This window comes from Syntrophotalea acetylenica (assembly GCF_001888165.1).
In the GTDB taxonomy this organism is placed as follows: domain Bacteria; phylum Desulfobacterota; class Desulfuromonadia; order Desulfuromonadales; family Syntrophotaleaceae; genus Syntrophotalea; species Syntrophotalea acetylenica.
In genome coordinates this window covers 1,067,833-1,091,854 of sequence record NZ_CP015455.1, presented here as the reverse complement: position 1 = coordinate 1,091,854, position 24,022 = coordinate 1,067,833, and the positions used below count along the sequence as shown (strand labels likewise).

At 58.5% G+C, this 24,022-nt stretch carries 18 protein-coding genes and 3 pseudogenes; 12 read left to right on the top strand and 9 right to left on the bottom strand.

Annotated features, from left to right (window positions below; all coding sequences use genetic code 11):
- Positions 1–116: 116 nt before the first annotated feature.
- The 9 genes from A6070_RS04915 to wtpA (A6070_RS04870) form a co-directional block, all read right to left on the bottom strand.
- A complete protein-coding gene (locus tag A6070_RS04915; RefSeq protein ID WP_236718924.1) occupies positions 117–635 on the bottom strand; it encodes a tetratricopeptide repeat protein in 519 nt (172 codons plus the stop codon).
- A 220-nt stretch (positions 636–855) separates the two neighbouring features.
- Complete coding sequence (locus tag A6070_RS04905) at positions 856–1,665, bottom strand: substrate-binding domain-containing protein (RefSeq protein ID WP_072287305.1); 810 nt, start codon at positions 1,663–1,665, stop codon at positions 856–858.
- A 5-nt stretch (positions 1,666–1,670) separates the two neighbouring features.
- Positions 1,671–4,352, bottom strand: a complete 2,682-nt coding sequence (locus tag A6070_RS04900; RefSeq protein ID WP_072287304.1) for an MMPL family transporter — start codon at positions 4,350–4,352, stop codon at positions 1,671–1,673.
- A gap of 2 nt (positions 4,353–4,354) precedes the next feature.
- The gene (locus A6070_RS04895; protein ID WP_072287303.1) at positions 4,355–5,731 is read right to left on the bottom strand and encodes an aspartate aminotransferase family protein; all 1,377 of its coding nucleotides are present in this window, start codon (positions 5,729–5,731) and stop codon (positions 4,355–4,357) included.
- 368 nt (positions 5,732–6,099) lie between these two features.
- Positions 6,100–7,176: a hypothetical protein gene (locus A6070_RS04890; protein WP_072287302.1), complete on the bottom strand. Its 1,077-nt coding sequence runs from the start codon at positions 7,174–7,176 to the stop codon at positions 6,100–6,102.
- Positions 7,177–7,285: 109 nt separating this feature from the next.
- Complete coding sequence (gene wtpA / locus A6070_RS04885) at positions 7,286–8,269, bottom strand: tungstate ABC transporter substrate-binding protein WtpA (protein WP_072288138.1); 984 nt, start codon at positions 8,267–8,269, stop codon at positions 7,286–7,288.
- A gap of 76 nt (positions 8,270–8,345) precedes the next feature.
- Complete coding sequence (locus A6070_RS04880; RefSeq protein ID WP_072287301.1) at positions 8,346–9,383, bottom strand: ABC transporter ATP-binding protein; 1,038 nt, start codon at positions 9,381–9,383, stop codon at positions 8,346–8,348.
- Complete coding sequence (locus tag A6070_RS04875; protein WP_407058553.1) at positions 9,380–10,096, bottom strand: ABC transporter permease; 717 nt, start codon at positions 10,094–10,096, stop codon at positions 9,380–9,382. The genes A6070_RS04880 and A6070_RS04875 overlap by 4 nt, the downstream gene beginning before the upstream one ends.
- Positions 10,097–10,234: 138 nt before the next feature.
- On the bottom strand, positions 10,235–11,218 hold the full coding sequence (gene wtpA / locus A6070_RS04870; protein ID WP_072501976.1) for a tungstate ABC transporter substrate-binding protein WtpA: 984 nt from the start codon (positions 11,216–11,218) through the stop codon (positions 10,235–10,237).
- A gap of 292 nt (positions 11,219–11,510) precedes the next feature.
- On the opposite strand from wtpA (A6070_RS04870), the gene A6070_RS16000 reads away from it, so the two are divergent.
- From A6070_RS16000 to nifK, 12 genes and pseudogenes are all read left to right on the top strand, one after another.
- On the top strand, positions 11,511–11,747 hold the full coding sequence (locus A6070_RS16000; protein WP_236718910.1) for a response regulator: 237 nt from the start codon (positions 11,511–11,513) through the stop codon (positions 11,745–11,747).
- Complete coding sequence (locus A6070_RS15995; RefSeq protein WP_236718909.1) at positions 11,723–12,073, top strand: ANTAR domain-containing response regulator; 351 nt, start codon at positions 11,723–11,725, stop codon at positions 12,071–12,073. The genes A6070_RS16000 and A6070_RS15995 overlap by 25 nt, the downstream gene beginning before the upstream one ends.
- A gap of 8 nt (positions 12,074–12,081) precedes the next feature.
- Entirely contained in the window at positions 12,082–12,882 is an 801-nt protein-coding gene (locus A6070_RS04860) for an NAD(+)--dinitrogen-reductase ADP-D-ribosyltransferase (protein WP_072287298.1), read from the top strand.
- Positions 12,879–13,793, top strand: coding sequence for an ADP-ribosyl-[dinitrogen reductase] hydrolase (gene draG / locus A6070_RS04855; protein WP_072287297.1), 915 nt, complete (start codon positions 12,879–12,881; stop codon positions 13,791–13,793). The genes A6070_RS04860 and draG overlap by 4 nt, the downstream gene beginning before the upstream one ends.
- A 294-nt stretch (positions 13,794–14,087) precedes the next feature.
- A complete protein-coding gene (locus tag A6070_RS04850) occupies positions 14,088–14,642 on the top strand; it encodes a helix-turn-helix domain-containing protein (RefSeq protein ID WP_072287296.1) in 555 nt (184 codons plus the stop codon).
- Between the two features lie 118 nt (positions 14,643–14,760).
- Positions 14,761–15,959: pseudogene (locus A6070_RS16680) on the top strand (saccharopine dehydrogenase family protein).
- Between the two features lie 52 nt (positions 15,960–16,011).
- Entirely contained in the window at positions 16,012–17,166 is a 1,155-nt protein-coding gene (gene nspC / locus A6070_RS04840) for a carboxynorspermidine decarboxylase (protein WP_072287294.1), read from the top strand.
- A gap of 272 nt (positions 17,167–17,438) precedes the next feature.
- Positions 17,439–19,347: pseudogene (gene speA / locus A6070_RS04835) on the top strand (biosynthetic arginine decarboxylase).
- A gap of 83 nt (positions 19,348–19,430) precedes the next feature.
- Positions 19,431–19,748 (top strand): hypothetical protein, encoded by a 318-nt coding sequence (locus tag A6070_RS04830; protein ID WP_145926420.1) that lies wholly within the window; start codon positions 19,431–19,433, stop codon positions 19,746–19,748.
- A 71-nt stretch (positions 19,749–19,819) separates the two neighbouring features.
- A pseudogene (gene nifH / locus A6070_RS04825) lies at positions 19,820–20,682 on the top strand (nitrogenase iron protein).
- Positions 20,683–20,760: 78 nt separating this feature from the next.
- Entirely contained in the window at positions 20,761–22,221 is a 1,461-nt protein-coding gene (nifD, locus tag A6070_RS04820) for a nitrogenase molybdenum-iron protein alpha chain (RefSeq protein WP_072287291.1), read from the top strand.
- A 302-nt stretch (positions 22,222–22,523) separates the two neighbouring features.
- Positions 22,524–23,987 (top strand): nitrogenase molybdenum-iron protein subunit beta, encoded by a 1,464-nt coding sequence (nifK, locus tag A6070_RS04815; protein ID WP_072287290.1) that lies wholly within the window; start codon positions 22,524–22,526, stop codon positions 23,985–23,987.
- Positions 23,988–24,022 lie beyond the last annotated feature (35 nt).

The window sequence follows — 24,022 nt, the reverse complement described above, 5'->3', positions numbered from 1 at the left end:
CCCGATGGTCGCGCGGTCGATATCGCGACGGCAAAACACAGCGACGCAGGACATCCCCGTTCCGAGCAACCGGACAGGTATCCTGCGTCAGCCAGAGACACTGAGATTTACATCGATCACTCTTCCTGCAAAGCCTCACACATGCGCCCTTGCAGCTCCAGTCCCCGCTCCCACGGACCGCTGGAGCTTTCGCCTGGAATCAGGCCCTTCCAGAAACGCTGCAACTGACGGCAGGCATCGGCAGGACGCCCCTCCGTGAGCAGTGCGTCGACAAGCCCCAGGCGATTTTCGGACTGATCGGGAGCCAATTCCACGGCCTGTTCGTAGTAGTCGACGGCCAGCGCGGGATCCCCGATGCTCACCGGGAAAGCCGGCGCCTGCAGGTAAAGGTCCCCGAGCATGCGGGCTGGACCGGCCTCGTCAAGCGCCGGGTTGAGCTTCAGGGCGGCCAGCGCCTCCCTCTCGATGACCGGCACCAGCGCCAGGGCCTTCAGGGGATTGCGCTGTGCCTCCAGGCCGGACAGGTAAGCGAGCAGATAATGCGCTTCGGCGCTTTTGGGCAAAGCGTCGACAGCTTGTTGGGCGAGTCGTCGCCCGGCTTCGGCGGTTTTAAGATCTCCCTGCCCCTGCTCCACCAAAAAAGCATGGCAGGCAGCGCCGCTCAGGGCCGCATCGGCATCCCGGGGGCAGCAAGACGCCAGGCTTCGGCGTCCGCCATATCGCAGTCCTGCCAGAGGTCAAAAGCTCCGGGTCGGGCCGCGGACGCATCGATACTCCGTTGCGGCGCTGTGGATGGGCCCGACGCGCAACCGGAAAGCACGCATACTACCCCAAACAGCATCGGAATCACAAGCTTCATAGGCCTTTTCCCTTCAACGTTTTCAGACGCGCATCGGGCGGGCCGAAACCGTCGGTCTGCAACAATTTCAGCAGATCGGCCGCGGCGGGATCCTGTTTCATGGACTGCAATACCTTGTAAAGCCTGGCATGCAGTTTGCCCGGCGGTCCAAAGCTCACCACGGCCGGCGTCGGAAGCGCATCGGAAGCCGCAATGACCTTGAGCCTGGAAGACTGGGGCAGAGCCTGGATTGCATCGAACTGGGGTTTGTCCAGAATCACCCCGGCCCCCTTGCCCCGGGACAGGTTTCGCAGGGAACTCAGCGGGCGAAAGGTCCCCTTGAGAGCGAAGGGCATTCCCCCGACAGGGCGCCGGAACATCAGGCGCGCCGCGACCTGTGGCTGAAACAGCATCGTGCCCTCGACGCTCCCGTTTACGGCACGCCAGTCATCCGGCCCGTCCTGGACCACCATCAACCGCCAGACATCGCTGTCGGCGCCGCCGGGCCTGGTTGCGGCCAGCGGCACCAGGCAACCTGCACCGTGGTAAGTCAGGAAATAGCCCAGAGATACGATCCCCCAGCGTGGCTGGTGCGTGGCGAGAAAAGCCGAAGCCGCCGAGGCTTCGTTGAAGTAGTGCCCCCTGACGGTGACCGAACCGCCAAGCTTGTCCCGCAGGTAGGCGGCCAATGCATCCATGACCGGTTGCGCATCCTGCGACGAACCGGGTTGCCCGGGCTGTATCACCACAAAGTCGAAGGGTTCGGCACCCTGCGCATAACCGACGACGGCGATTACCAACAGCATTGCGATCAGCAATTTTCGCATCGAAATCACGACTCCTTGTCCAGGGACTGCCCGTAGCGGAAAAGCTTGAGCGCCGCCGGCAGAACCAGCAGGCAACTCAGCATCCCGGTCAGCGAACCGAGCACCATGACCCAGCCCAGGCTGGCCAGGCCACGGTGATGGGCGAACAGCAACCCGCCGAAACCGATCATGGTGGTGGTGAAGCTCAGCGCCACCGCCGTCGGCGTCGTGGTGGAAAACAGACAGCCGTTGCGCAATTCCTGCCAGCGTGCAAGACAATGCACCCCGCCGTCAACCCCGACGGCTATCAGAATGGGGATGGCGAAAAAGTTGGCCAGATTGAAATCCAGCCCCAGCCATCCCATCAGCGACAGCAACCAGATCATGCCGACCGACAGCGGCAGGAGGGCCAGCAGCACATAGCGCAGGGAACGACCACTGATCCAGAGCAGCACGCTGACCAGTGCCAGCGTTACAATGGCGGCGGACAGAAATGTCCTTTTCATCAACTGTGCGGATTCATAAACACTGACAGGCACGCCGGTAATCCGCTGGTCGATGCTGCGCAAGTCCCGGATGAAAGTCTTCAGGTTGGCGAACTTCCAGATATCGTGGCGCGGCGTGATCTTGAGTTGCATGCTACCGTCACGACCGATAAACAAGGATCGCAAAAACGCTGGCAGAGTATCGATTGTCACCGGACCCGCCGCCAGCCACGCCTGCAGCTGCCCGATACCGTCCCTGACGTCGGCCTGCAGGCGGGACTGCACCGGCGTCAGCCTGGCGGCAAGGCGGGGATCCGCGGCCAGCTTTTCATAAACCGCATCGAGTTTTTCCATCAGCCGGTCTAGCCGCGCGAGTTCCTCTCCGGCGCCGGCCGCAAACAGTTTCTCCGCCAGGTTGTCGAGGGACGCCGACAAGCTGTCCAGTGCTTCGAGCACCGACTTCGTATCGATGGCAGCGGCCGCCACGACCGGTGGCATCGCGCCGAGATTCGCCGATGCCTGCCTGAACAAGGCCGCCTTGCGTTGCTGGTTACGGGGCAGATAATCGACCAGGCTTTCAATCTTGCCGACACTCGGCAGCGCTTTGAATTTTTCCCCCAGGACATCGAGCTGCGCCGCGCTGTCAGCCACCGACACCGCAAACCAGGTCGATTCGTCGGAATCCTCGATCATGCGCTTTTCATAATCGACCGACTCGAGCCCCCTGGCCTGCAATTCAAGGAGATTGTAATTGAACCCGACCCTGAACAGCCCGGGCAACAAAAGCAGAGTGAACAATGCCAGGATCGACAGCAGCCGTCCCGGCCTTGCGGACAGACGACCCAGAACCGGCAGGCTGGTGACATGCGGCAGGGATTTGGGGAACAGCTGACGACGGCCCGCCATGAGCAGCAGAGCTGGCAGCACGGTGAGCATCACCACCAGCGAGATCAGAATGCCGGTTCCGCCAATCAGACCGAGTTCCGCCAGGCCGGTGAAGTCGGACCACAGCACCGCATAAAAAGCGCAAACCGAGGTAATGGCGCCGACAATGACTCCCGGACCGGTCTGCATCAGGGAAATGCGCACCGCGTCTTCGACGCTTTTACCTTCCTTGCGTTCCTCGATGTAGCGCAAAACGACATGCACACCGAAATCGACCCCGATCCCGACCAGCACCAGGGCGAAAACGATGGACAGCAGATTGAGCACCCCCAGAGTCACCGTGGTGAAGCCGAAGGTCATGGCAATCGCCAGCCCCAGACAGAAAATGACCAGCAGCGGACGCAGCCATCCATGCAGTACCACCATGAACAGCAGCCCCACCAGAATCACCGAAATGATCGAAGCCCGCGTCATATCGCGGTTGGTGGTGGCCATTTCATCGGCCTGCAGCACCGGACGCCCGGTCAGGCCGGCCTGCAGGCCGGGAAACTCCGCGCGGGTCTGGCGCAGGGCGGTGCGCACTGTCGCCAGAGGGCCGGCGATCACGTCCATGGTGCCGTAGTCCTTGGCCGGCAGCAGACGCATGATCAGGAGACGTTGGTTAGCGGTAAAAAAGTAGTGGTTGCCCTGATTGGCCATATCGATCACCGGACCGCCGGGATCCTTGCCATCGAGGGCGGCATTGAGGCGGTCGGCAAAGCCGTCGAGACCGCCAAGCGCTGTCTCGAGCAACGCCGGATCGGCCGCATCGCCATGCCGGACGCCACCGTCGAGCAGACTGCCGACACGGCGGATGAAATCCGCCAGTTCACCGCTGCGCAGCCAGTCCATGGCCACGGGACCAACGGTCGAAGTCATGCCGACCAGGCTCTTTGCCTCCTTCAACGGCGCGTAGTAAAGCGCTTGTGGACCAAGATCGCTGGCGGTGGTGCGGTAGTGAATCTCCTGGATCTGATCGGGAGCTGCTTTTAAACGCGTCGCCAGCGCATCGGCGAAGGCCCTGGCGCGGGTTCTGCCCTGCTCTTCCGCCCCGGCCTGGATCACGACATAGAGATATTCCTGGTCCCCGAAATTCCGCAGCACTTCCAGATAGCGCTGCTGATAGGGCAGGTCCCGGGAGACAAGCTTGTCCTGATCGCTGTCAAGGCGCAAAAACAGCACCGAGACCAGTGTCGATGCCGCGGCCAGAAACACCGCGCACCACACAACGCTGCGCGGCGCGCGGGAAATCAGGTGCCAAAGCCCGGCCAGCAATCTGTTCTGCAGGGTTTCAAACATGATCAGGCGCTCTTCATGGTGCGCATGGCCAGGTCCTTGGTCGTGGCCCAGGCCGAACCGGGGAACCGATGAACGTCCTTGAGAACGGTTTCCATGGCGTCAAGGAACATGTCCGCCTCCTGTTTCCCGATAACCAGCGGCGGCAGAATCTTGACGGTATCGAGACCGTGGCCCGCCACCTGAGTCAGAATGTGATGTTTTTCCATCAGCGGCATGGTAATCATCTGCCCGAAAAGATCCGCATTCATCTTATGCACCAGTTTCCAGCCAGCCTTGAGTGTCAGGGATCTGGGCTCACCGAACTGCATGCCGATCATCAGGCCCTTGCCCCGTATTTCGTGCAGCATCTCGTAGCGCTGAGCTTTTTCGCGCAGACCATCGAGAATGTAGGTCCCGGTTTCGGCGGCCCGTGCCGGGAGATTTTCACTCTGCAGCACTTCGAGGGTCGCCAATCCGGCGGCCATCGCCAGATCGTTCTGGCCAAAGGTGTTGGAGTGGGCGAAACAGCGATCCATGCTGTCAAAAACCCTGGCGTGAACCGAGCGCCGCGTGATCACCGCGCCAACCGGGACGAACCCGCCGGACAGCGCCTTGGAAACCGCCATGACATCCGGCACCACATCCCAGTGATCGACGGCGAACATCTTGCCGGTACGCCCGAAACCGGTCTGCACCTCGTCAGCGATCAACAGCGTTCCGTATTTGTCACAAAGGCGGCGGGCGCCGGGAAGGTAATCGTCATCCGGCACGAACACCCCTTTGCCCTGTATCGGTTCGACGATAAACGCCGCCACATCACCGCCGGACAGGGCGCGCTCCAGGGCCTCCAGATCGTTGAAGGGCACCTGGATACAGCCGGGCAGCAGCGGTTCGTTAAAATCGCGGAACTCACGGTTGCCGTTGACCGAGAGCGCCCCGAGGGTCAGTCCGTGGAAGGCGTGATGGCAGTGCACAACCTTGTGGCGACGTGTCGCCTGGCGAGCAAACTTCAGCGCCCCTTCCACACTTTCAGCTCCGGAGTTGGTAAAAAATACCGCATCCAGATCGCCAGGCGTGATTTTGGCCAGGGCCTCGGCCAGCAGGCCGGAAATGCCTCCCAGATCCATCTGCACCATGTTGGCCGGATCGGAATCGAGCATCTGATGCAGCACCTGAGCCACCAGGGGGTGGTTGCGCCCGATATTGAAGACGCCGAAGCCGGCCAGGAAATCGAGCACCTCGCGCCCGTCGGAATCGATAAGGCGTGCCCCCTTGCCGCTGACGTAGTTGCGATTGAAGCCGATAACCTCCAGCACCCGCACGAACTGAGGGTTGATATATTTTTTGTGCAGATCGTAGGTTTCTGCGTGACGTTCCCTTACTTTCGAAAGAATATCCATGGTTCCGACTCGCTGATGTTATAAGGTTATAGATTGCCATCCGCCCGGCACGGCCATGCTCTTTCCCGCTCAAAAACAGAACCGCCCGAAGGCGGAGTGTGGTCATGGATTGAGTAGGAGAATGAGCGGAAAGGTGCGCAGGAAGATCGCCGCAGTGTGCAAAGCGGTATTTTAAGTCAGCAGCCCCTGCATGTCCACGGCAAAATGATGATCATGAATCGCGCGGCTCCGGCCCGGTCCGCGCCAGACAAAAAGCTCCGGCGCGCGATACTTCCAGCGCGCCGGAGCTTTCACGCAAACCGCTCTCGGCAGAACCCGGGTTAAATCCCCAGACGCGACCGACCTTTCGGAGTCGCGAGTGACACAGATCAGGGCTGCAACTCCTTGATGGGGGTCAGGCCCTTCAGCAAGGCCCTGCGAAGCTGTTTTTTTTCGTTGTTGCCGGCATCGGCATCCTCGAATTTCGGCAGAGTGAGCTTCGAAACAACTTCGGAGTTGTCGGCCACCGCGACCTTGAAGGTATAGCCGGCCTTGCCACCCGGTTCGAGCAGATTTTTTGCCGGATCCAGTCTCGCCAGGGTAACGCCCCCCCAGCTCTTGCCATCCAGCCACAGCATCAGCGTCGCAGCATCCTTGCCCTTGCGGGTATACAGTTCCTGCGGCAAGCTGGCTTCGCCAAGATTTTGCACCTCGACATAGACATGGTCCCCATGAACCTGCAATGCGGTGATGCCGAGATCGCGCGGCAGCAGGAAGTCCTTGTCCACCTGGTGCTGCTTGCCCGGGAAGGAAACCTTCACTTCAAGTTCGGGGGTGAGCTGACTGAAGTTCTCCAGCACCAGAAAATACATCCCCTGGGTCTGTGCAAGTTCGTTGAAATCGATATCGTGGCGCATGCGGCCGGTCGTGACATGATTGTCCGGCGTGTGCGGAAACCTCACGCTTTGGCTGTAACCGTGCAGATAAACCGGCGCCTGCTTCTTCTTTTTCTTGCCAAACACGAAATCGAGTGCCGCCTTGGCGCCTCTGACCATGCCGCGGATCTGGTCGCCGGCAAGATATTCGACCGGGTTGTAGTTGTTGGCTTCCTGCAGCCACTGCTGAAATTTCCCGGGCTCCATCGGTTTTTTCTGGTCAAAAAACCGGGAATCGACCAACGACCAGCGGAACATGAAGGCCTTGCCCCGCTCCTGACGGATTTTTTCCAGGGTCCTTTGGTAACGTTCCTCATCGGGGCGCAGCAGCTTGAATTCGCATTCGACCCTTCCCGGCTGCGTCACCTCGACGGGGAAAACAAGCAGATATGAGTCCTGGGCATCGCCGGTGTAAAGCTTGATCTGCCGATGAAAAAGCCCCTGATTCTCAGCGATTTCCGCATAAACCAACGTACCCGGCAAAAAACCGCACAAAAGCGCGACGATCACGAAACCGACGACCCTCTTCATTGTAAAAAACCTCCCCGGTAAGGTTGAAAAAAATTCCCTTATCCCGCATCGAACGAACCGGCCAGACCTGCACACAGCCGTTCAGGAAAGGAAAAATAGAATTCTATAACTAACGCGTTACAAAAACCAGACTTTTTAATCTCTGCGGAAGTTTGTCATGCATCGCCTTGCTGGAAACAAAAGGTTTGCTGAAGGGCGGCTGGCCGTGTTGATCGAGGATTTTCTGCCCACCCGCCGGATCCAGGAGATAGGCCAGAAAAGCCTCGGCGGCCTCGCGGTTCGGTGCGTCCTTGAGCATGGTGATGCCATAGGCGACAAACCGGCCCTGGCGATCGATATAGGAGCCGGGCCGCTCTCCCGTCACCCGCACGCTGACGGTGCGATAAAATGCATCGTGGGCGATATTGGCCAGATTGATGTGCTCGTCAAGGGTAACGAACTTCATGCGATGCTGCAGGGCGATGGAACGATACGCCCAGGCATAATCCATATCCCCGTTCTGCACCATGGAGGTCAGGCTGACCGACTTGTCCCGCAGGTTTGTTTTTGGACGGTTGGCCAGCAGGCGCTTGTAGAGGCCGGGCCGCTTGTAAAATTTCTCGGCCAGCTGAATGGCCATCAGGCTGCGATAGCCGCCGGGATCGATGTTGGGATCGGAATGCCCCCAGACAACACCGGGCTTCCCCAGAATCTCGAACCAGTTGCCGGAATCGATCACATCGGCGAACTTGCTGCCTTCCGCATAGGTTAAAACCAGTTCGTTACTGGCGAAACGGATATTGAAATCGGCCAGCCCCGGTATCAGGCTGTGATCGATGACCTGAAAATCCGCCGAAGCCATCAAATCGGCCGGCTTGCCAACCTCGGAAATCAGGCGCGCCATGCGGGTGCTGCCACCCGATTCGCGCTGCACGTCGACACCGGGATAACGCGCTTCGAATTCTTTTTCCATGGCCGCGAAAGGCACCGTCAGACTGCCGGCATGAAAAATGATCAGTTTGCCCCTGGGCGCGGCCAGCGCCTCTCCAACCGGCAAAACGCACAGAAGCACCAGCGCGGTTGCCACAAACCTGAAAAACGTTTTTACTGCCATCATATCCAATTCCTCTCCGCAATTTAACACCCCAAGGCCATTGGCAACGAACCAGCGGTAAACGACTTCACTGCCGTCAGAACACCCGTGCCGCGTCCTTGTCAAAGCCCAGAAAAACCGCGTCCCCCTCGCCGTAACCTTGCGAGAGCACGGTTTTTCGGTCTATTACCGTTTTAAACAGGGCCTGCTGACAACGGACACTGACTTCATGCCAGAGCCCGGCCGGGACGATCTGCTCGATCACCCCGGCATAGCGCACAAATCCACCCTCGAATCCGTCCTCGCGCTGCAGCACGATATCCTCGGGACGGATGGCCAGCACCCCTCGCTTGTCGCCGCCAGGCTCCGCCATGGGAAAATTCAGGCCACCGAAAACCGCCTGTTGTCCGGACAAAGCGACTTCGAAGATGTTTTTCATGCCGACAAATTCCGCGACAAAGGGGGTGGCGGGGCGTAAAAACACATCTTCGGTGGTTCCGATCTGCTCCATGCGCCCCTGCCGCATCACACCGATACGGTCGGCCAGATACAAAGCCTCGTTAAAATCGTGCGTCACCATCATGAAGGTGATGCCCAACTCGCCGTGCAGATTTTTCAGCAAACGGCGGATATCTTCACGGAAATTGGGGTCGAGAGCCGACAGCGGCTCATCCAGGAGCAGCACTTCCGGATTGACGCTCAAGGCCCGCGCCAGACACACCCGCTGCTTTTCGCCGCCGCTCAAATGCAACGGCCGCCGGTGCACGATCCCGGCAATGCCCAGCAGGTCGACCAGGTCGCCGATTCGCTGGCGGGCCGCCTTGGTATCCTGATTGAAGTACCGCAGGCCATAACAGATATTGTCCATCACCGTCAGATGGGGAAACAGGGCATAGTCCTGATAGACAATGCCGATGCGTCGCTTTTCGGGCGGCAACCGCGTCATGTCCCGGCCTGCCACCCTTACCTTTCCGGCGGTGATATGCAGCAACCCCGCGATGGATTCCAATACGACCGTCTTGCCCGCCCCTGTCGGACCCAGCAGCGCGAAGAATTCACCAGGAGCCACCTGCAGATTCACGTTCCGCACGGCAAACCCCGGCAGCTTGACACTCAGATTTTCCAGTTTGATCATCGTTCCACCTTGCTCGGCAAAGACACCAGGCGCAGCGCCATAAACAACAGCAGACAGACCAGAATCAGCCACACCCCGACCGGCTGGGAATATTTGAGACCGTAAGCCGTAAACCGCTCGTACATCAGCACCGGTGCGATCATGGGATGATAGGCGACGATCACCACCGCCCCGAATTCGCTCACCGCCCGGGCCGCGCACATGATCACACCGCCAAGCATATGCCGCCAACTGAGGGGAAAGGTGACACGAAAAAAGGTGGCCGCGCGACTGGCACCGAGACTCCGGGAAACATTTTCCAGACGCACCGGCACACTTTCAAACCCCGATTTGGCGGCATTCAGATAAAAAGGCAAACCGACAAAGGTCAGCACCACGATGATGCCGGTGACGCTCCCCATGATGCGCAGCCCGACCTTGGCCATCAACTGCCCCAGGGGATGGCCTCTCCCCAGCAGGCTGAGAATGGCAATACCGACCACCGGATGCGGAATCATGATCGGCAGATCGACGATGCTCTCTACCAGCTTTTTGCCGACAAAATCGTGCCGGGCCAGCAGGTAGGCCAGCGGCGTACCGAAGACAAAAGCGATCGCCGCCGCGATCACCGCCGTGTACACCGACAGCCAGATAGACGACAGCACCTCCGGATCGCGGATGGTCTCGTGCAAGGCTCCGAGAGAGGGTTGGGACACCATCTGGAACAACGGCATGACGATAAACAGCAATACCGCCGTACTGCAGAAAAAGGTTACGTAAAGAAAGGGGCTGCCGAGAGACACCCGCCTTTTACCGGCAGTTTCACCCGCAGCCCCCACCTTGCCATCATCACACTTGACAGCCACTCAGACCTACTTCCTGACCTCGACCAGCGGCCGCAGGGTTGCCGGCAGCTTCGAATGCATTTCGTCGCTCGGCACGCGTGCCGGGATGAATGCCGGCTGCCCCATTTCGTCGAGAATCTTCAATCCGCCTTCAGGGTCCAGCAGGTAGGCCATGAAGGCTTCCGCCGCTTCCGGGTTGGGCGCATCGTTGATCAGGGTCACGCCGTAGGTCACCGACCCTCCGACACGGGTAATGAAAGTACCGGGCTTGTCGCCGGTGACCTGAACGGTGGCCTGCTTGTAAAAATCGTCCAGCTGATAATTGCCGAGATTGATGTGATCGTCGAGGGTTACATATTTAAGACCATGCTGCACAGCTACCGAGCGGTATTCCCAGGCATAATCCATGTCCCCGTTCTGCAGCAGAGTGATCAGTTCCACCGATTTGGGACGCACGTTTTCCTTGGGACGATTGGCCAGAAGCTTGTTGTAAAGTCCGGGAATCTCATGGAATTTTTCCGCCAGCTGCAGAACCATCAGGCTGCGGTAACCACAAGGGTCGAGATTGGGATCGGAATGCCCCCACACCACCCCCTTGCGCTGCAGAATTTTGTACCAGTTGTCGGCATTGATTTCCTTGGCGAATTTGCTCTTGTCCGTATAGCAGAGCACCAGCTGATTGGTGGCGAAGCGAATGTTGACCGCCGCGTTATCGGGAATCAGGGTTTTATCGATAACTGTGTAATCGGCCGACGCCATGATATCGGCGGGCTTGCCGACTTCGGAAATCAAACGCGCCATCTTGGTGCTGCCACCGGCCTCGCGTTGCACATCCACGGCGGGATATTTGGCCTCAAAGGCCTTTTCCATGGCCTGAAAAGGCACCGCCAGGCTGCCAGCATGAAAAACGATGAGCTTGCCCGCGGGCGCGGCAAACGCCGACGACGGCAGCATCGCTGCCGCTGCCAGACAAACCATGACGAAAACGTGACGCACCAGTCCTTTTCCCATTTTACTACCTCCTCATGTCTCCCCTGAAGAATTGTCAGGCGCCTGCGCAGCCAAAAGCGTGCAAAAAACACTTAAGCGAGGCGTCGCTATATCAGATAAAATATAGCGAACTGCGTCACCCAAGTCAAACCCGTTGTCAATATTGACAACCGCTCATCCAATCCCATGCAATGGACCGTTCGCCCCGCCCGTGCAACGCGTGCCAAACCGGCGTGAAACAGGCACCGAATATGCAGAAAGATCCGATGTATCCGATGGTGCCCTATCGCATATCCCCCTGGAGGCCCCCTTCGTGAAAAGCGTTCTGGTTGTAGACGATAAACCCGATATTCGAAGCCGCCTGGCCGAGTCCCTGATGAAGTACGGATTCACCGATATTCTGGAGGCGGAAAACGGCCAACAGGCCATCGACATGACCCAGGCCCATCATCCGCTGCTGATCGTCATGGATTACATCATGCCGGTCATGGACGGCATCACCGCTGCTGAAATAATCAGCAAAAAATGCCCCGCCCCATCGTCCTGCTGACGACCCGGGCAGACCACGCGACCATCGAAAAAGCCCGTCTGGCGGGAATCGCCAATTATGTCGTCGAACCGTTTCGCGAGGACCAGCTGTTCCCGGCCGTTGATCTGGCCATACATCATTTTGTCGAGATCGCGCATCTGCGCCAGGAAGTCGCCAAACTCAAGGAAACCCTGGAATCGCGCAAGTTCATAGAAAAGGCCAAGGGTGTTCTGATGCAGCAAGGACTTTCGGAGCAGGAGGCCTACCGGAAAATTCAGCGCATGGCCATGAACAAGCGGAAAACCCTCACGGAAGTTGCACAAGCCATCCTCTTGACCCAGGAGTAAACCACGCCGTGCAATCCTGCTGCACCAATTACTGCTCCCTGCCTCCCTGGGTCATCGCCTCACGGCACTTCAACCGCTATCCAAAGCCTCTGGAATTGCAGGGCGTACGCCGCGGCCACGCCGGCTTTTTCAGATTGCTCGACGCGGAGACCGATCCAAGGCGGCGTACGGCGATTTTCCATGACTACATGGACGTTACCTTCCAGTTACACCAGTGGCAGCAACAGAAAACCGCCGGTGGCCGCAAAAGCCTGAAAAACAGTTACCTGCGGTTTTTACGCGGCTGGATGTTCGATGCCAACGGCCGTGAGGGCGCCGTGCTCAAAGGCTGGGTCGAAAGCCGCTTCGGACTCGCCCCGACCTACCACGGACAGCCGATTGCCAGCATCCAGTCCGAGGCCTACCAGGCCTACCTCATCGACCGCATGCGCGGCAGCGCCCGCAGCAGCGCCATTCAGGCCCAGTTCGATCTGCTGTTCGAATTCGCCCAGTACGAATTGCAACGCCGCCATGCGGGGCAGACGCTATTCGAGATGTACCGCGGCATCTACGATTTTGCCGAACATCCCGTGCTGGAACAGCAAGCCCCCCACCATTGCGTAGTGCGCCTGAACAATCTCAATTCCTTCACGAGCCATTTCGAACGTGCCTGGGAGTTCGGCTCCAGGGTATTGGCCGCAAAGGTTCCCGCCAGCAAGATCCTGTTTTTCAGCGGCCTGTTTTGTTCGGCATTGCTGCGGGGCGAAGAAGAAAACCTGGTGATCGGCGGCGAATACGAAGTCGAGATCATTACGGGAGGCTTTCGATGACTGTCGATGGAAGCACCCTGGAACATCTCATCCACCGCGCCCGCTCCGCCTTCCTGGGGCTGGCCATCGGCGACGCGCTGGGTGCCACCACCGAATTTCTCACGCCCGCGGAAATCCGCCAGCAGTACAAGGTTCACCGTCGCATCATCGGCGGCGGCTGGCTGCATCTCAAACCGGGCAAAGTCACCGACGATACCGAAATGAGCTTGTGCATCGCCCGCGCCATCGACGAAGCAGGAGGCTGGAGCCTGCGTCGCGTGGCCGACCACTTAGCCGCCTGGCTGCGCAGCAAACCGATCGACGTCGGCGCCACATGCCGGCGCGGCATCAGCGACTACATCCTCACCGGCCGTCTGGAAAAGCCCCCAAGCGACTGGGATGCCGGCAATGGCGCCGCCATGCGTATGTTGCCGGTGGCCCTGTTTACCCTTGGCGATGAGACACTGCTGCAACGCTGCGCCCTGGAACAAGCCAGGCTCACCCACAACCATCCCCTCTCCGATGCCGCCTGTCTGACCGTTGGAAAACTGGTGCAGAGAGCTCTGCTGGGGGCCAATCGGCCGCAACTCCATGCGCTGGTTCGGGAACTGGGCGCCGAACACCCCAAGTTCCACTGCAAAAATTATCGGGGACAAGCCTCGGCTTACATTGTGGAAACCCTGCAAACTGTCTTCCACTACTTTTTCGGCACCGGTAATTTTGAAGAATGCCTCACGGGTGTGGTGAACCAGGGTGGAGACGCCGACACCACCGGTGCCATCGCCGGCATGATCGCTGGCGCCTTCTATGCCGACGATGCTTTCCCCCGCCATTGGGTGAAAAAACTCGACCCGACGGTCAGGGCAGAGACACATGCCCTGACGCAGCGACTGGTGCTGCTTTCGCCGCTTGGGAGCGGAGCAAAAGGCTGAGCTTTTCTTCCTGCCAATGTAAAAAACCATGAAAATCCACTGAAGTTCCACGCGATTGATGCATTTTGTTATACTTCAAAGAAAATCGATAGACGTCCAAAAAAAATAAAAACCCTTGGAAAAATAACCATCTACCCATGATACCGGATTCCAGCGCCCGGGATTCAGGTAAAAATCAGTATTCAAGCGGTTTATAATACCTAAACTTTTGTATTGACAATCCGGTCAAAACCCCTATTATCAGCGCCTGATTTTTCCCTGACCGGCATTTTTGCCCGAACCACGGAGCGCGTTTTGAATATCGGAGAAAAACTCAAGCGGCTCAGGATGATCAACTCGCTCACCCAGGAAGAGCTTGGCAACCGCGCCGACCTGACCAAGGGCTACATCTCCCAACTGGAGAACGATGCCGCCTGTCCGTCCATCGCCACATTGAAGGATATCCTCGATGTGTTCGGTGTAAGCATGCAGGAGTTTTTCACCGATCCCGTCGATGCCGATGTGGTGTTCGGCGCCGGGCACCGTGTACAACCGGCTGGCACCGGCGACGCGGTGAAGGTGGAGCTGCTGGTCCCCGGCGCCCAGAACCGCGAGATGGATCCGGCCCTGGTAACGCTGGAACCCGGCGCCGAGATGGAGGAACAGGATATTCACGAAGGCGAAGAGTTCGGCTTCGTGCTGCTGGGCCGCATTCAGGTGCGCCTCGACGATAAAGCTTACACGGTGAAAAAAAACGAATGCTTCTTCTTCACCTCGGATCGGCGGCATGCGGTCAGAAACATCGGCAAGGGGCCGGCGAAAATTTTATGGGTCGTGACTCCGCCAACCTTTGACTACAAAGGGAAATAACAGAGTCCCGGCTTCCATGGCACACCGGGAGACAGGGCAAGCATCTCGATGACTCCAGGATCTTATACTTTTTACCCGCTGAATGGCTTCAGGCTCTTAAACCAAAAAGGATAAAATCATGAGCAAAGTGCTGATTATCGGTGCAGGTGGTGTCGGACGTGTCGTAACCCACAAATGTGCCCAGGCCAAAAATGTGTTCAGCGCTATCACGCTGGCTTCCCGGACCAGGTCCAAGTGCGATGCCATTGCCGCGGAGATCCCTGATTTCCCCATCAAAACCGCGCAGGTCGATGCGGACAATGTCCCCGAACTGGTGACTCTGATCAAACAGGAGCAGCCGCAGCTGGTTCTCAACGTGGCCCTGCCCTACCAGGACCTGACCATCATGGATGCCTGCCTGGAGACGGGGGTCGATTACCTCGACACCGCCAACTACGAGCCGCTGGAGACCGCCAAATTCGAGTACAGCTGGCAGTGGGCCTACCATGACCGGTTCAGGGAAAAAGGCCTGATGGCGCTGCTCGGCAGCGGCTTCGACCCGGGCGTGACCAACGTCTATACCGCCCTGGCCGCCAGGAAATACCTCGATGAAATCCACGAAATCGACATCATCGACGCCAACGCCGGCAGCCACGGCCAGCCCTTTGCCACCAATTTCAACCCGGAGATCAATATCCGCGAGGTGACCGCCCCTGCCGTCACTGGGAAAACGGCGACTGGGTCGAAACCGCGCCGCTGTCCACCAGGCGCAGCTTCGATTTTCCCGAAGGTATCGGGCCGATGAACATCTACCGCATGTATCATGAGGAGATGGAGTCGCTGGTCAAGCATATCCCGACCATCAAGAAAGCCCAATTCTGGATGACCTTTTCCGACAACTATCTCAAGCACCTGGAGGTGCTGCAGAACGTCGGCATGACCCGCATCGACGAGGTCGAATTCCAGGGACAGAAGATCGTCCCCCTGCAGTTTCTCAAGGCGGTGCTGCCCGACCCCGGCAGCCTCGGCCCGCTGACCAAGGGACGCACCTGCATCGGCGTCATCGCCCGCGGCATCAAGGACGGCAAGCGCAAACAGGTCTATATCTACAACATCTGCGATCATGAAGCCTGCTTCAAAGAAGTCAACTCCCAGGCCATCAGCTACACCACCGGCGTACCGGCCGCCGTCGGCGCCATGATGATGCTGACCGGCAAATGGCGAGGCGAAGGGGTCTTTAACATGGAGCAGTTCGATCCGGAGCCGTTCCTCGAAACCCTCGCCCCCATGGGGCTGCCCACCGTGGTCATCGACGGCGGCGAATGGCCGGAGCTTTAAATCAGTTATCAGCTGTAAGCTGTAAGCTGCAAACTTCTGAAACGAGGCCATTGTGACCGGTATCGACATTCCCAAAATTCTGGAACTGGCACCCTCCCCGGCTTACGTGATCGATCTGGGCCGGCTGCGCCATAACCTGGAGATCCTCGACCGGGTGCAGCGGCGCAGCGGCGCCAAAATCCTGCTGGCCCTCAAGGCCTTTGCACTGTGGAGGGTGTTTCCGCTGATCCGGCAGACCCTGCACGGGGTCTGCGCCAGCTCGCCATGGGAAGCACGACTTGGCCGGGAGGAGTTTGGCCGCGAGGTACACAGTTTCGCCGCCGCTTTCAAGCAAAGCGACGTGGTTGAACTGCTGGGCATCTCCAACCATCTGGTGTTCAATTCCTTTGCCCAGCTGGAGCGGTTCCGCCCGCTGTGGGAAAAACAGAAAGGTCGTGTTTCCATCGGACTGCGCATCAATCCGGAGCACTCCGAGGGTCACACGGCCATCTACGATCCCTGCGCCCCCGGTTCACGTCTCGGCATTCCCCGTGCGGAGTTTGAGGGACGCTCCCTCGCCGGGGTTGAAGGTCTGCACTTCCATACCTTGTGCGAACAGTTGTTCGAGCCGTTGTCCCGCACCGCGGCGGTCGTGGAAGACAAGTTCGGCTGTTTTCTGCCGGGCATGAAATGGTTCAACTTCGGCGGCGGCCATCATATCACCCGCGAGGGCTACGATATCGACGGCCTGGTCGAGCTGATCAGGCACTTCCGGGGCAAATACGGGGTGGAAGTATACCTGGAGCCCGGCGAAGCCATCGCCATCGGCACCGGCCTGCTGGTCAGTGAAGTGCTGGACGTGGTGCACAATCAGGTCTCCACGGCGATCCTCGATGTTTCCGCCACCTGTCACATGCCGGATGTGCTGGAGATGCCCTACCGCCCCGGCATCCACGGCGGCTTCGACGCCGGGGAACAACCCTTTACCTACCGTCTCGGCGGCCCTTCCTGCCTGGCGGGGGACGTGATCGGCGACTGGTCTTTCAACACCCCCCTGGCGCCGGGGCAACGTCTTGCGTTTCTCGACATGGCCCATTACACCATGGTGAAAACCACGACATTCAACGGTATCCAGCATCCGCACATCTGCACCTACGAACCGGAAACGGGCCAGCTCGAGGTGCTGCGCAGTTTTGTTTACGAGGATTTCAAAAACCGTCTGGCCTGAAAAGGGCTTCCCGGTTATCTCGTATCCATCCGGAAACTCCGGATGGATACAGCGTAGTTTTCATATGGGAAACGAGCAATTTTTCGTTGTGGCAAGGAAATCAAGGGGTTGCGCGGAGGCGTACATCGGTACGCCGCACAAGCAAGCCTGCGGATTGACGCCGCCACGGCGGAAAAGGGCCGCTTCCGGATGAAAACTATCTCACGATTTTGGTTTGCCGAGGAAGGGCGATCCTTCCAGTTTTTCCATCAACAACCCGACGGGTGACGCCTATGAAACGCTGGTCGATCAAGGACTCCGCAAAAATCTACAACCTGCCAAACTGGGGGATGATTTTTTTCCATTAACAAAAAGGGGAACATGTGCGTCCACCCTTCGCCGAATTCCAAGTATTCCATCGACTTGCGGGCTCTGGTCGACGATCTGATCAAGCGCAACATCAAACCGCCGATCCTGCTGCGCTTCATGGACGTGCTGCAGGGGCGTATTGCCGCCATCAACCGCGCGTTCAAAAACGCCATCGCCGAATATGAATATCCCGCCGCCTACCAGACCTTTTTCCCCATCAAGGTCAACCAGCAGCGCCAGGTAGTGGAGGCCATCGCCCAGTTCGGCAAGAAACACAACATGGGACTGGAAGTCGGTTCCAAACCGGAACTGGTGGCGGCCATCTCTTTCGCCACCGGGGAAAACATTCCGCTGATCTGCAACGGCTACAAGGACAACGACTTTATCGAAATGGTGCTGTACGCCACCCGCATCGGATACGACGTCACCATCGTGGTCGAGAAGCTGTTCGAACTGGAGCGCATCATCGCCCTGTCCAAGCAGTCGGGCATCGTCCCCAAGCTCGGCATCCGCGTGAAACTCTCCTCCAAGGGAATCGGCAAATGGTCGACCTCGGGCGGCGATGAGGCCAAATTCGGTCTGAAAATCTCGGAACTGCTGGCCGCGGTCGATATTCTCAAGCAGCACGGCATGCTCGATACGGTGAAGCTGCTGCATTTCCACATCGGCAGCCAGATCACCAAAATCGACAAGATCAAGAACGCCCTCATCGAGGGGACCCGCATCTACGTCGAAATGCGCAAGATGGGTGTCGGTCTCGAATACCTCGATATCGGCGGCGGCATGGGGGTCGATTACGACGGTTCCAAGTCGAGCGATTTTTCCAGCGCCAACTATACCATCGACGAATACGCCAACGATGTCGTCTACCAGGTGAAAAATATCTGCGACGAAGCGGGCGTGAAGTGCCCGAACATCATCTCCGAATCGGGGCGGGCCACTGTCGCTCACTATTCGGTGCTGGTAACCAATATTCTCAACACCAACACCCAGAACGCGCTGCCCGACTTCGAGGAAGCGCTGGCCAAGACGGAAAACCTGTCGCCGACGGTCAAAAAGCTGGTGGATATCTACCAGAGCCTCGACCGCCATTCGCTGCGGGTCGATTACCACGACACCATCCAGTTGATCCAGGAAGCCGGCAGCCTGTTCAATCTCGGCTACCTGAACCTGCACGACCGGGCGCTGGCCGAGTGGCTTTGCAGCAAGATTTTCATCAAAATCAGCGGCATCGTGGATCGCCTCAAAAACGTACCGGACGAATTCCAGGAATTCCAGCTGAGCCTGCGTCAGACCTATTTCGCCAATTTTTCGCTGTTCCAGTCCCTTCCGGATTCCTGGGCCATTGACCAGCTGTTCCCGATTGTGCCGATCCAGCGTCTCAGCCAAAAGCCCGAGGTCATGGCCTCCATCGCCGACATCACCTGCGATTCCGACGGCGAGATCACCAGTTTCGTCGGTGAAAACGGCCGCGCCGAGTTTCTGCCGATTCACAAAATCGAGGCCGGCGAGGATTACTATATCGGCTTTTTCCTGATCGGCGCCTACCAGGAGATCCTCGGCGACCTGCACAACCTGTTCGGTGACACCAATGCGGTCCATGTCACCTTCAACCGCAAGACCAACTACAAGATCGACACGGTGATCAGCGGCGACGCCACCTGGGAAAGCCTCAAATACGTTCAGTACAAAGGCCCCGAGATCCTCAAACACGTGCGCGACACCCTGGAAAAAGGCGTCGCCTCGCGCAAGATATCCTTTGAGGAAACCAGCCATTTCCTCGAACTGCTCGACAAGGCGCTGGTATCCTACACCTATCTGGGCAGCATCTGACCGTAACACGCCGCCCGCCTGGATCGCGAAAAAACCCCGCCCGTGCATCAATGGGCGGGGTTTTTTGTCCGGTTTGCGGCCGATTGCCGACCAAGAATCTGCAACTGCCTGCAAACACGGTTTTTTTTTGGGATGTCCGAGCTGCCGATTCTGCACAAGCTTTAACCACCGCCCTTAAAAAGTCGGCAATCTTTCTCCCCGGAACAGTTGAAAAGAGCCGTATTCCGGCACGGCATTCTTGGCACGCCCCCTGCAAAAAGGAAAAGCAAAGCAGACGGCACAACGACGTGTTTTCGGCTTTGCGGCAACGACGCCCCATTCTGGAAGAAGACCTCTTCCGATTGGGGCTTTTTGTTTTTCAGGCTTTTGCGCGGGACGGTCATTCCTTCGTCCGGAGTTGACGCCGGCAGCATTACCCGCCCCGCACCTGCCACAACCCGACCCCAATGGAGGTTTCATCATGACAAAGAAAATCAGACAGCTCGCAATCTACGGCAAGGGCGGCATCGGCAAATCAACCACTACCCAGAATACCGTCGCCGGCCTCGCTTCCCTCGGTAAAAAGGTCATGATTGTCGGCTGCGACCCCAAAGCCGATTCCACCCGCCTGATGCTGCATGCCAAGGCCCAGGAAACGGTCATGGACAAGGTCCGTGAGCTGGGCACCGTCGAGGACCTGGAACTGGACGATGTACTGAGAGCCGGTTACGCAGGCGTTAAGTGCGTCGAATCCGGCGGCCCGGAACCGGGTGTCGGTTGCGCCGGCCGCGGTGTCATCACCGCCATCAACTTCCTGGAAGAGGAAGGGGCCTATACCGAAGACCTCGATTACGTATTTTACGACGTCCTCGGCGACGTTGTCTGCGGCGGCTTCGCCATGCCGATCCGCGAGAACAAGGCCCAGGAAATCTACATCGTGGTCTCCGGCGAAATGATGGCCATGTACGCCGCCAACAACATCTGCAAGGGCATTGTCAAGTATGCCGCCTCCGGCAGCGTACGTCTCGGCGGCCTGATCTGCAACTCCCGCAATACCGACAAGGAAGCCGATCTGATCGAAGCCCTGGCTGCCAGGCTCGGCACCCAGATGATTCACTTCGTGCCCCGCGACAACCAGGTACAACGCGCCGAACTGCGCCGCATGACGGTCATCGAGTATTCCCCGAGCATCCGCAGGCCAACGAATACCGGGAACTGGCCCGCAAGATCGACGAAAACAAAATGCTGGTGGTGCCGACGCCCCTGACCATGGATGAATTGGAAGGACTGCTGATGGAATTCGGCATTATCGAGGAAGAAGACGAAGCCATTATCGGCAAAGCCGAATCGGCCTGACAAACAATAACGGACGGGAAAGGCGGTCCCCGACCGGACCGCCGCCGCCTTTTTCAGACATCAGCACAGGAGTTAATCATGGACAAGGACCATACAGCCGTCAAGGTGCCCCTCGATGGCATCCAAAAGCAGACAACGGAAGAGCTGATCGACCGGACCCTCGAACTCTATCCGGAAAAAGCCCGCAACAAGCGCGCCCCCCACATGGCGGCCAACGATCCCGGCGTCCAAGGCTGCAGCGTCAAATCCAACCGCAAGACCGTGCCCGGCGTAATGAGCGCCCGCGGTTGCGCCTACGCTGGCGCCAAAGGCGTGGTATGGGGACCGATCCGGGATATGACCCATGTTTCCCACGGTCCGGTCGGCTGCGGCTACTACAGCTGGGGCACCCGCCGCAATCTGGTGGACGGTCACCAGGGTGTGGACGTGTTCAGCGCCATGCAGTTCACCTCCGATTTTCAGGAAAAGGACGTTGTCTACGGCGGCGACAAAAAACTCGCGGTCATCTGCAGGGAAATCAGGGAACTGTTCCCCCTGGCCAAAGGTATTTCGGTTCTATCCGAATGCCCCGTCGGCCTGATCGGTGACGACATCAACGCGGTCGCCAAAAAATCCTGCCAGGAACTGAATCTGCCAGTGATTCCATGCAATTGCGAAGGTTTTCGTGGCGTCAGCCAGTCGCTGGGGCACCATATTTCCAATGACAGCATCCGCGACTTCGTCATCGGCACCCGCGAATTCGATGATGAGCCGGGACCTTACGATATCGCCCTGATCGGGGACTACAATATCGGCGGTGACGCCTGGGCCTCCAGAAAGATCCTGGAAGAACTCGGCCTGCGGGTACGGGCCATCTGGACCGGTGACGGGCAGATCGAACATATCGCCGCCACCCATCAGGTGAAACTGAACCTCATCCACTGCTACCGCTCCATGAACTACATGGCCAAGGTCATGGAAGAACGCTACGGCATCCCCTGGATGGAATTCAACTTCTTCGGTCCGACCAAGATCGCCGCCAGCCTGCGCGCCATTGCCGCCCGTTTCGACCGGACGATCCAGGACAACGCTGAAAAGATCATCGAAAAATACACGCCGATGATGCAGGCGATCGTCGACGAGTACCGCCCGCGCCTCGAAGGCAAACGCGCCCTGCTGTTCGTCGGCGGTCTGCGGCCCCGTCACACCATCGGAGCCTATGAAGACCTTGGGCTGGAAATCGTCGGCACCGGCTATGAATTCGCCCACAACGACGACTATGAGCGCACCTACGAAGAGATGGCCCGAGGCACCCTGATTTTCGACGACGCCTCGGAAATCGAGCTGGAAAAATGGGCTAGGGAGTACAAGGTCGATCTGGTGGGCAGCGGCATCAAGGAAAAGTACGTGTTCCAGAAAGCCGGCATCCCCTTCCGGCAGATGCACAGCTGGGATTATTCCGGCCCGTACCACGGCTATGAAGGTTTCCCGGTCTTCGCCCGGGACATCGACATGGCCATCAACAGCCCGACCTGGGGCCTGGTCAAGGCGCCGTTTTAAGAACCGCTCGAAGCAAACGGGATGGCACCTCACGCAGCTCTCGCTACCTCGTTTTCATCCGAAAACTTCGGATGAAAACTACCTCGTATCCATCTGGAAACTCCGGATGGATGCAGCGTAGTTTTCATATGGGAAACGAGCAATTTTTCGTTGTGGCAAGGAAATCAAGGGGTTGCGCGGAGGCGTACATCGGTACGCCGCACAAGCAAGCCTGCGGATTGACGCCGCCACGGCGGAAAAGGGCCGTTTCCGGATGAAAACTACCTCGCTGCTCACTTCAACACAGGACAGGAGTATTCACCATGAGCGAAACTTGCGCCGTTAAAAAAGTAACCGAAAACACACCGGAAGAGGTGGCTCGGGTTGAAGAATGGATCAATTCGGAAGACTACCGGGAAAAAAACTTCGCCCGCGAAGCCGTCGTCATCAATCCGGTCCATGCCTGCCAGCCCCTCGGCGCCCAACTGGTCGCCCACGGTTTTGAAGGCACCCTGCCTTACGTGCACGGTTCCCAGGGGTGCGCGTCCTACTACCGCAGTGCCCTGACCCGCCACTTCCGCGAGCCGGCGGCCGCGGTATCGAGCGCCATGACCGAGGACGGCGCGGTGTTCGGCGGTCAGAACAACCTGCACGAAGGCCTGGAAAACGCCCTGAAACTGTATGCGCCGAAGATGATTGCCATTTTCACCTCCTGCATGCCGGAAATCATCGGCGACGACCTGAACGCCTTTATCACCAATGCGCGCAACGCCGGGATCGTCGCCAGGGATTACCCTCTGCCCTACGCCAACACGCCGAGCTTCAACGGCACCCACATCCACGGCTACGACGCGATGCTCAAATCGGTCCTGTCGTGTCTGTCCGCCGACAAAAAGGTGGAAGGCAAGGACAATGGGAAACTCAATCTGATCCCCGGGTTCGACTGCAACACCGGCAATTATCGGGAATACAAGCGTATCTGTCAGGAAATGGGCATCGAGGTTACCGTGCTGGCCGACATCAGCGAATCCTTCGACTCGCCCCTGGACGGCACCTACCGCCCCTACCCCGGCGGCACGCCCCTGGACGAGGCCGCCGATGCGCTGAACGCCCACGCCACCCTTTCACTGCAGAAGCATGCCACCACGGAAACCATCAAGTGGTTCAAGGAGCAGACCGATGCCCCGGTGGAAGTAATGCCATCGCCCATCGGCATCGCCAATACCGACGCCTTTCTGATGAACCTCGCCGAACGGTTCGGCAAGCCCGTAGCGCCGACCCTCAAGGCCGAACGGGGCCGTGCGGTGGATGCCATGACCGACGCCCACCAGTATCTGCACAACAAAAAATTCGCCCTCTGGGGCGATCCGGATTTTTTGGCGGGCATGATCGCCTTTCTGCTCGAAATGGGGGCACGGCCCTACCACGTCGTCTGCAGTCGTGGCAGCAAGAAGGTCGGCAAATACCTGCAGGCGCTGCTCGACAAATCCCCTTACGGCCAAGGTTGCAAGCTCTGGATGAACAAGGATCTGTGGCACCTGCGCAGTCTGGTGATGACCGATCCCGTCGATGCCCTGATCGGCTGCACGCACGGCAAATTCATTACCCGCGATGCCGGCATTCCCCTGATCCGCGTCGGCTTCCCGATTCTGGACCGGGTCAACCTGCACCGTGTGCCGTATATCGGCTACCAGGGTGCCATCAACCTGCTGACCGCTATCGCCAACAGCTTTCTGGACGAGGTCGACCGCAACTGCGAAGACAAGCATTTTGAAATGATGCGCTAACAGGGTGTTCTTCACTAATCCGCCAAACAAAGTCC

What these genes read in the sequence shown, in the direction of transcription:
- A6070_RS04905 (WP_072287305.1), bottom strand. Translation starts at nt 1,665, where the DNA reads ATGCGAAAATTGCTGATCGCAATGCTGTTGGTAATCGCCGTCGTCGGT.
- A6070_RS04900 (WP_072287304.1), bottom strand. Translation starts at nt 4,352, where the DNA reads ATGTTTGAAACCCTGCAGAACAGATTGCTGGCCGGGCTTTGGCACCTG.
- A6070_RS04895 (WP_072287303.1), bottom strand. Translation starts at nt 5,731, where the DNA reads ATGGATATTCTTTCGAAAGTAAGGGAACGTCACGCAGAAACCTACGAT.
- A6070_RS04890 (WP_072287302.1), bottom strand. Translation starts at nt 7,176, where the DNA reads ATGAAGAGGGTCGTCGGTTTCGTGATCGTCGCGCTTTTGTGCGGTTTT.
- wtpA (WP_072288138.1), bottom strand. Translation starts at nt 8,269, where the DNA reads ATGGCAGTAAAAACGTTTTTCAGGTTTGTGGCAACCGCGCTGGTGCTT.
- A6070_RS04880 (WP_072287301.1), bottom strand. Translation starts at nt 9,383, where the DNA reads ATGATCAAACTGGAAAATCTGAGTGTCAAGCTGCCGGGGTTTGCCGTG.
- A6070_RS04875 (WP_407058553.1), bottom strand. Translation starts at nt 10,096, where the DNA reads ATGCCGTTGTTCCAGATGGTGTCCCAACCCTCTCTCGGAGCCTTGCAC.
- wtpA (WP_072501976.1), bottom strand. Translation starts at nt 11,218, where the DNA reads ATGGGAAAAGGACTGGTGCGTCACGTTTTCGTCATGGTTTGTCTGGCA.
- A6070_RS15995 (WP_236718909.1), top strand. Translation starts at nt 11,723, where the DNA reads ATGCCCCGCCCCATCGTCCTGCTGACGACCCGGGCAGACCACGCGACC.
- draG (WP_072287297.1), top strand. Translation starts at nt 12,879, where the DNA reads ATGACTGTCGATGGAAGCACCCTGGAACATCTCATCCACCGCGCCCGC.
- nifD (WP_072287291.1), top strand. Translation starts at nt 20,761, where the DNA reads ATGGACAAGGACCATACAGCCGTCAAGGTGCCCCTCGATGGCATCCAA.
- nifK (WP_072287290.1), top strand. Translation starts at nt 22,524, where the DNA reads ATGAGCGAAACTTGCGCCGTTAAAAAAGTAACCGAAAACACACCGGAA.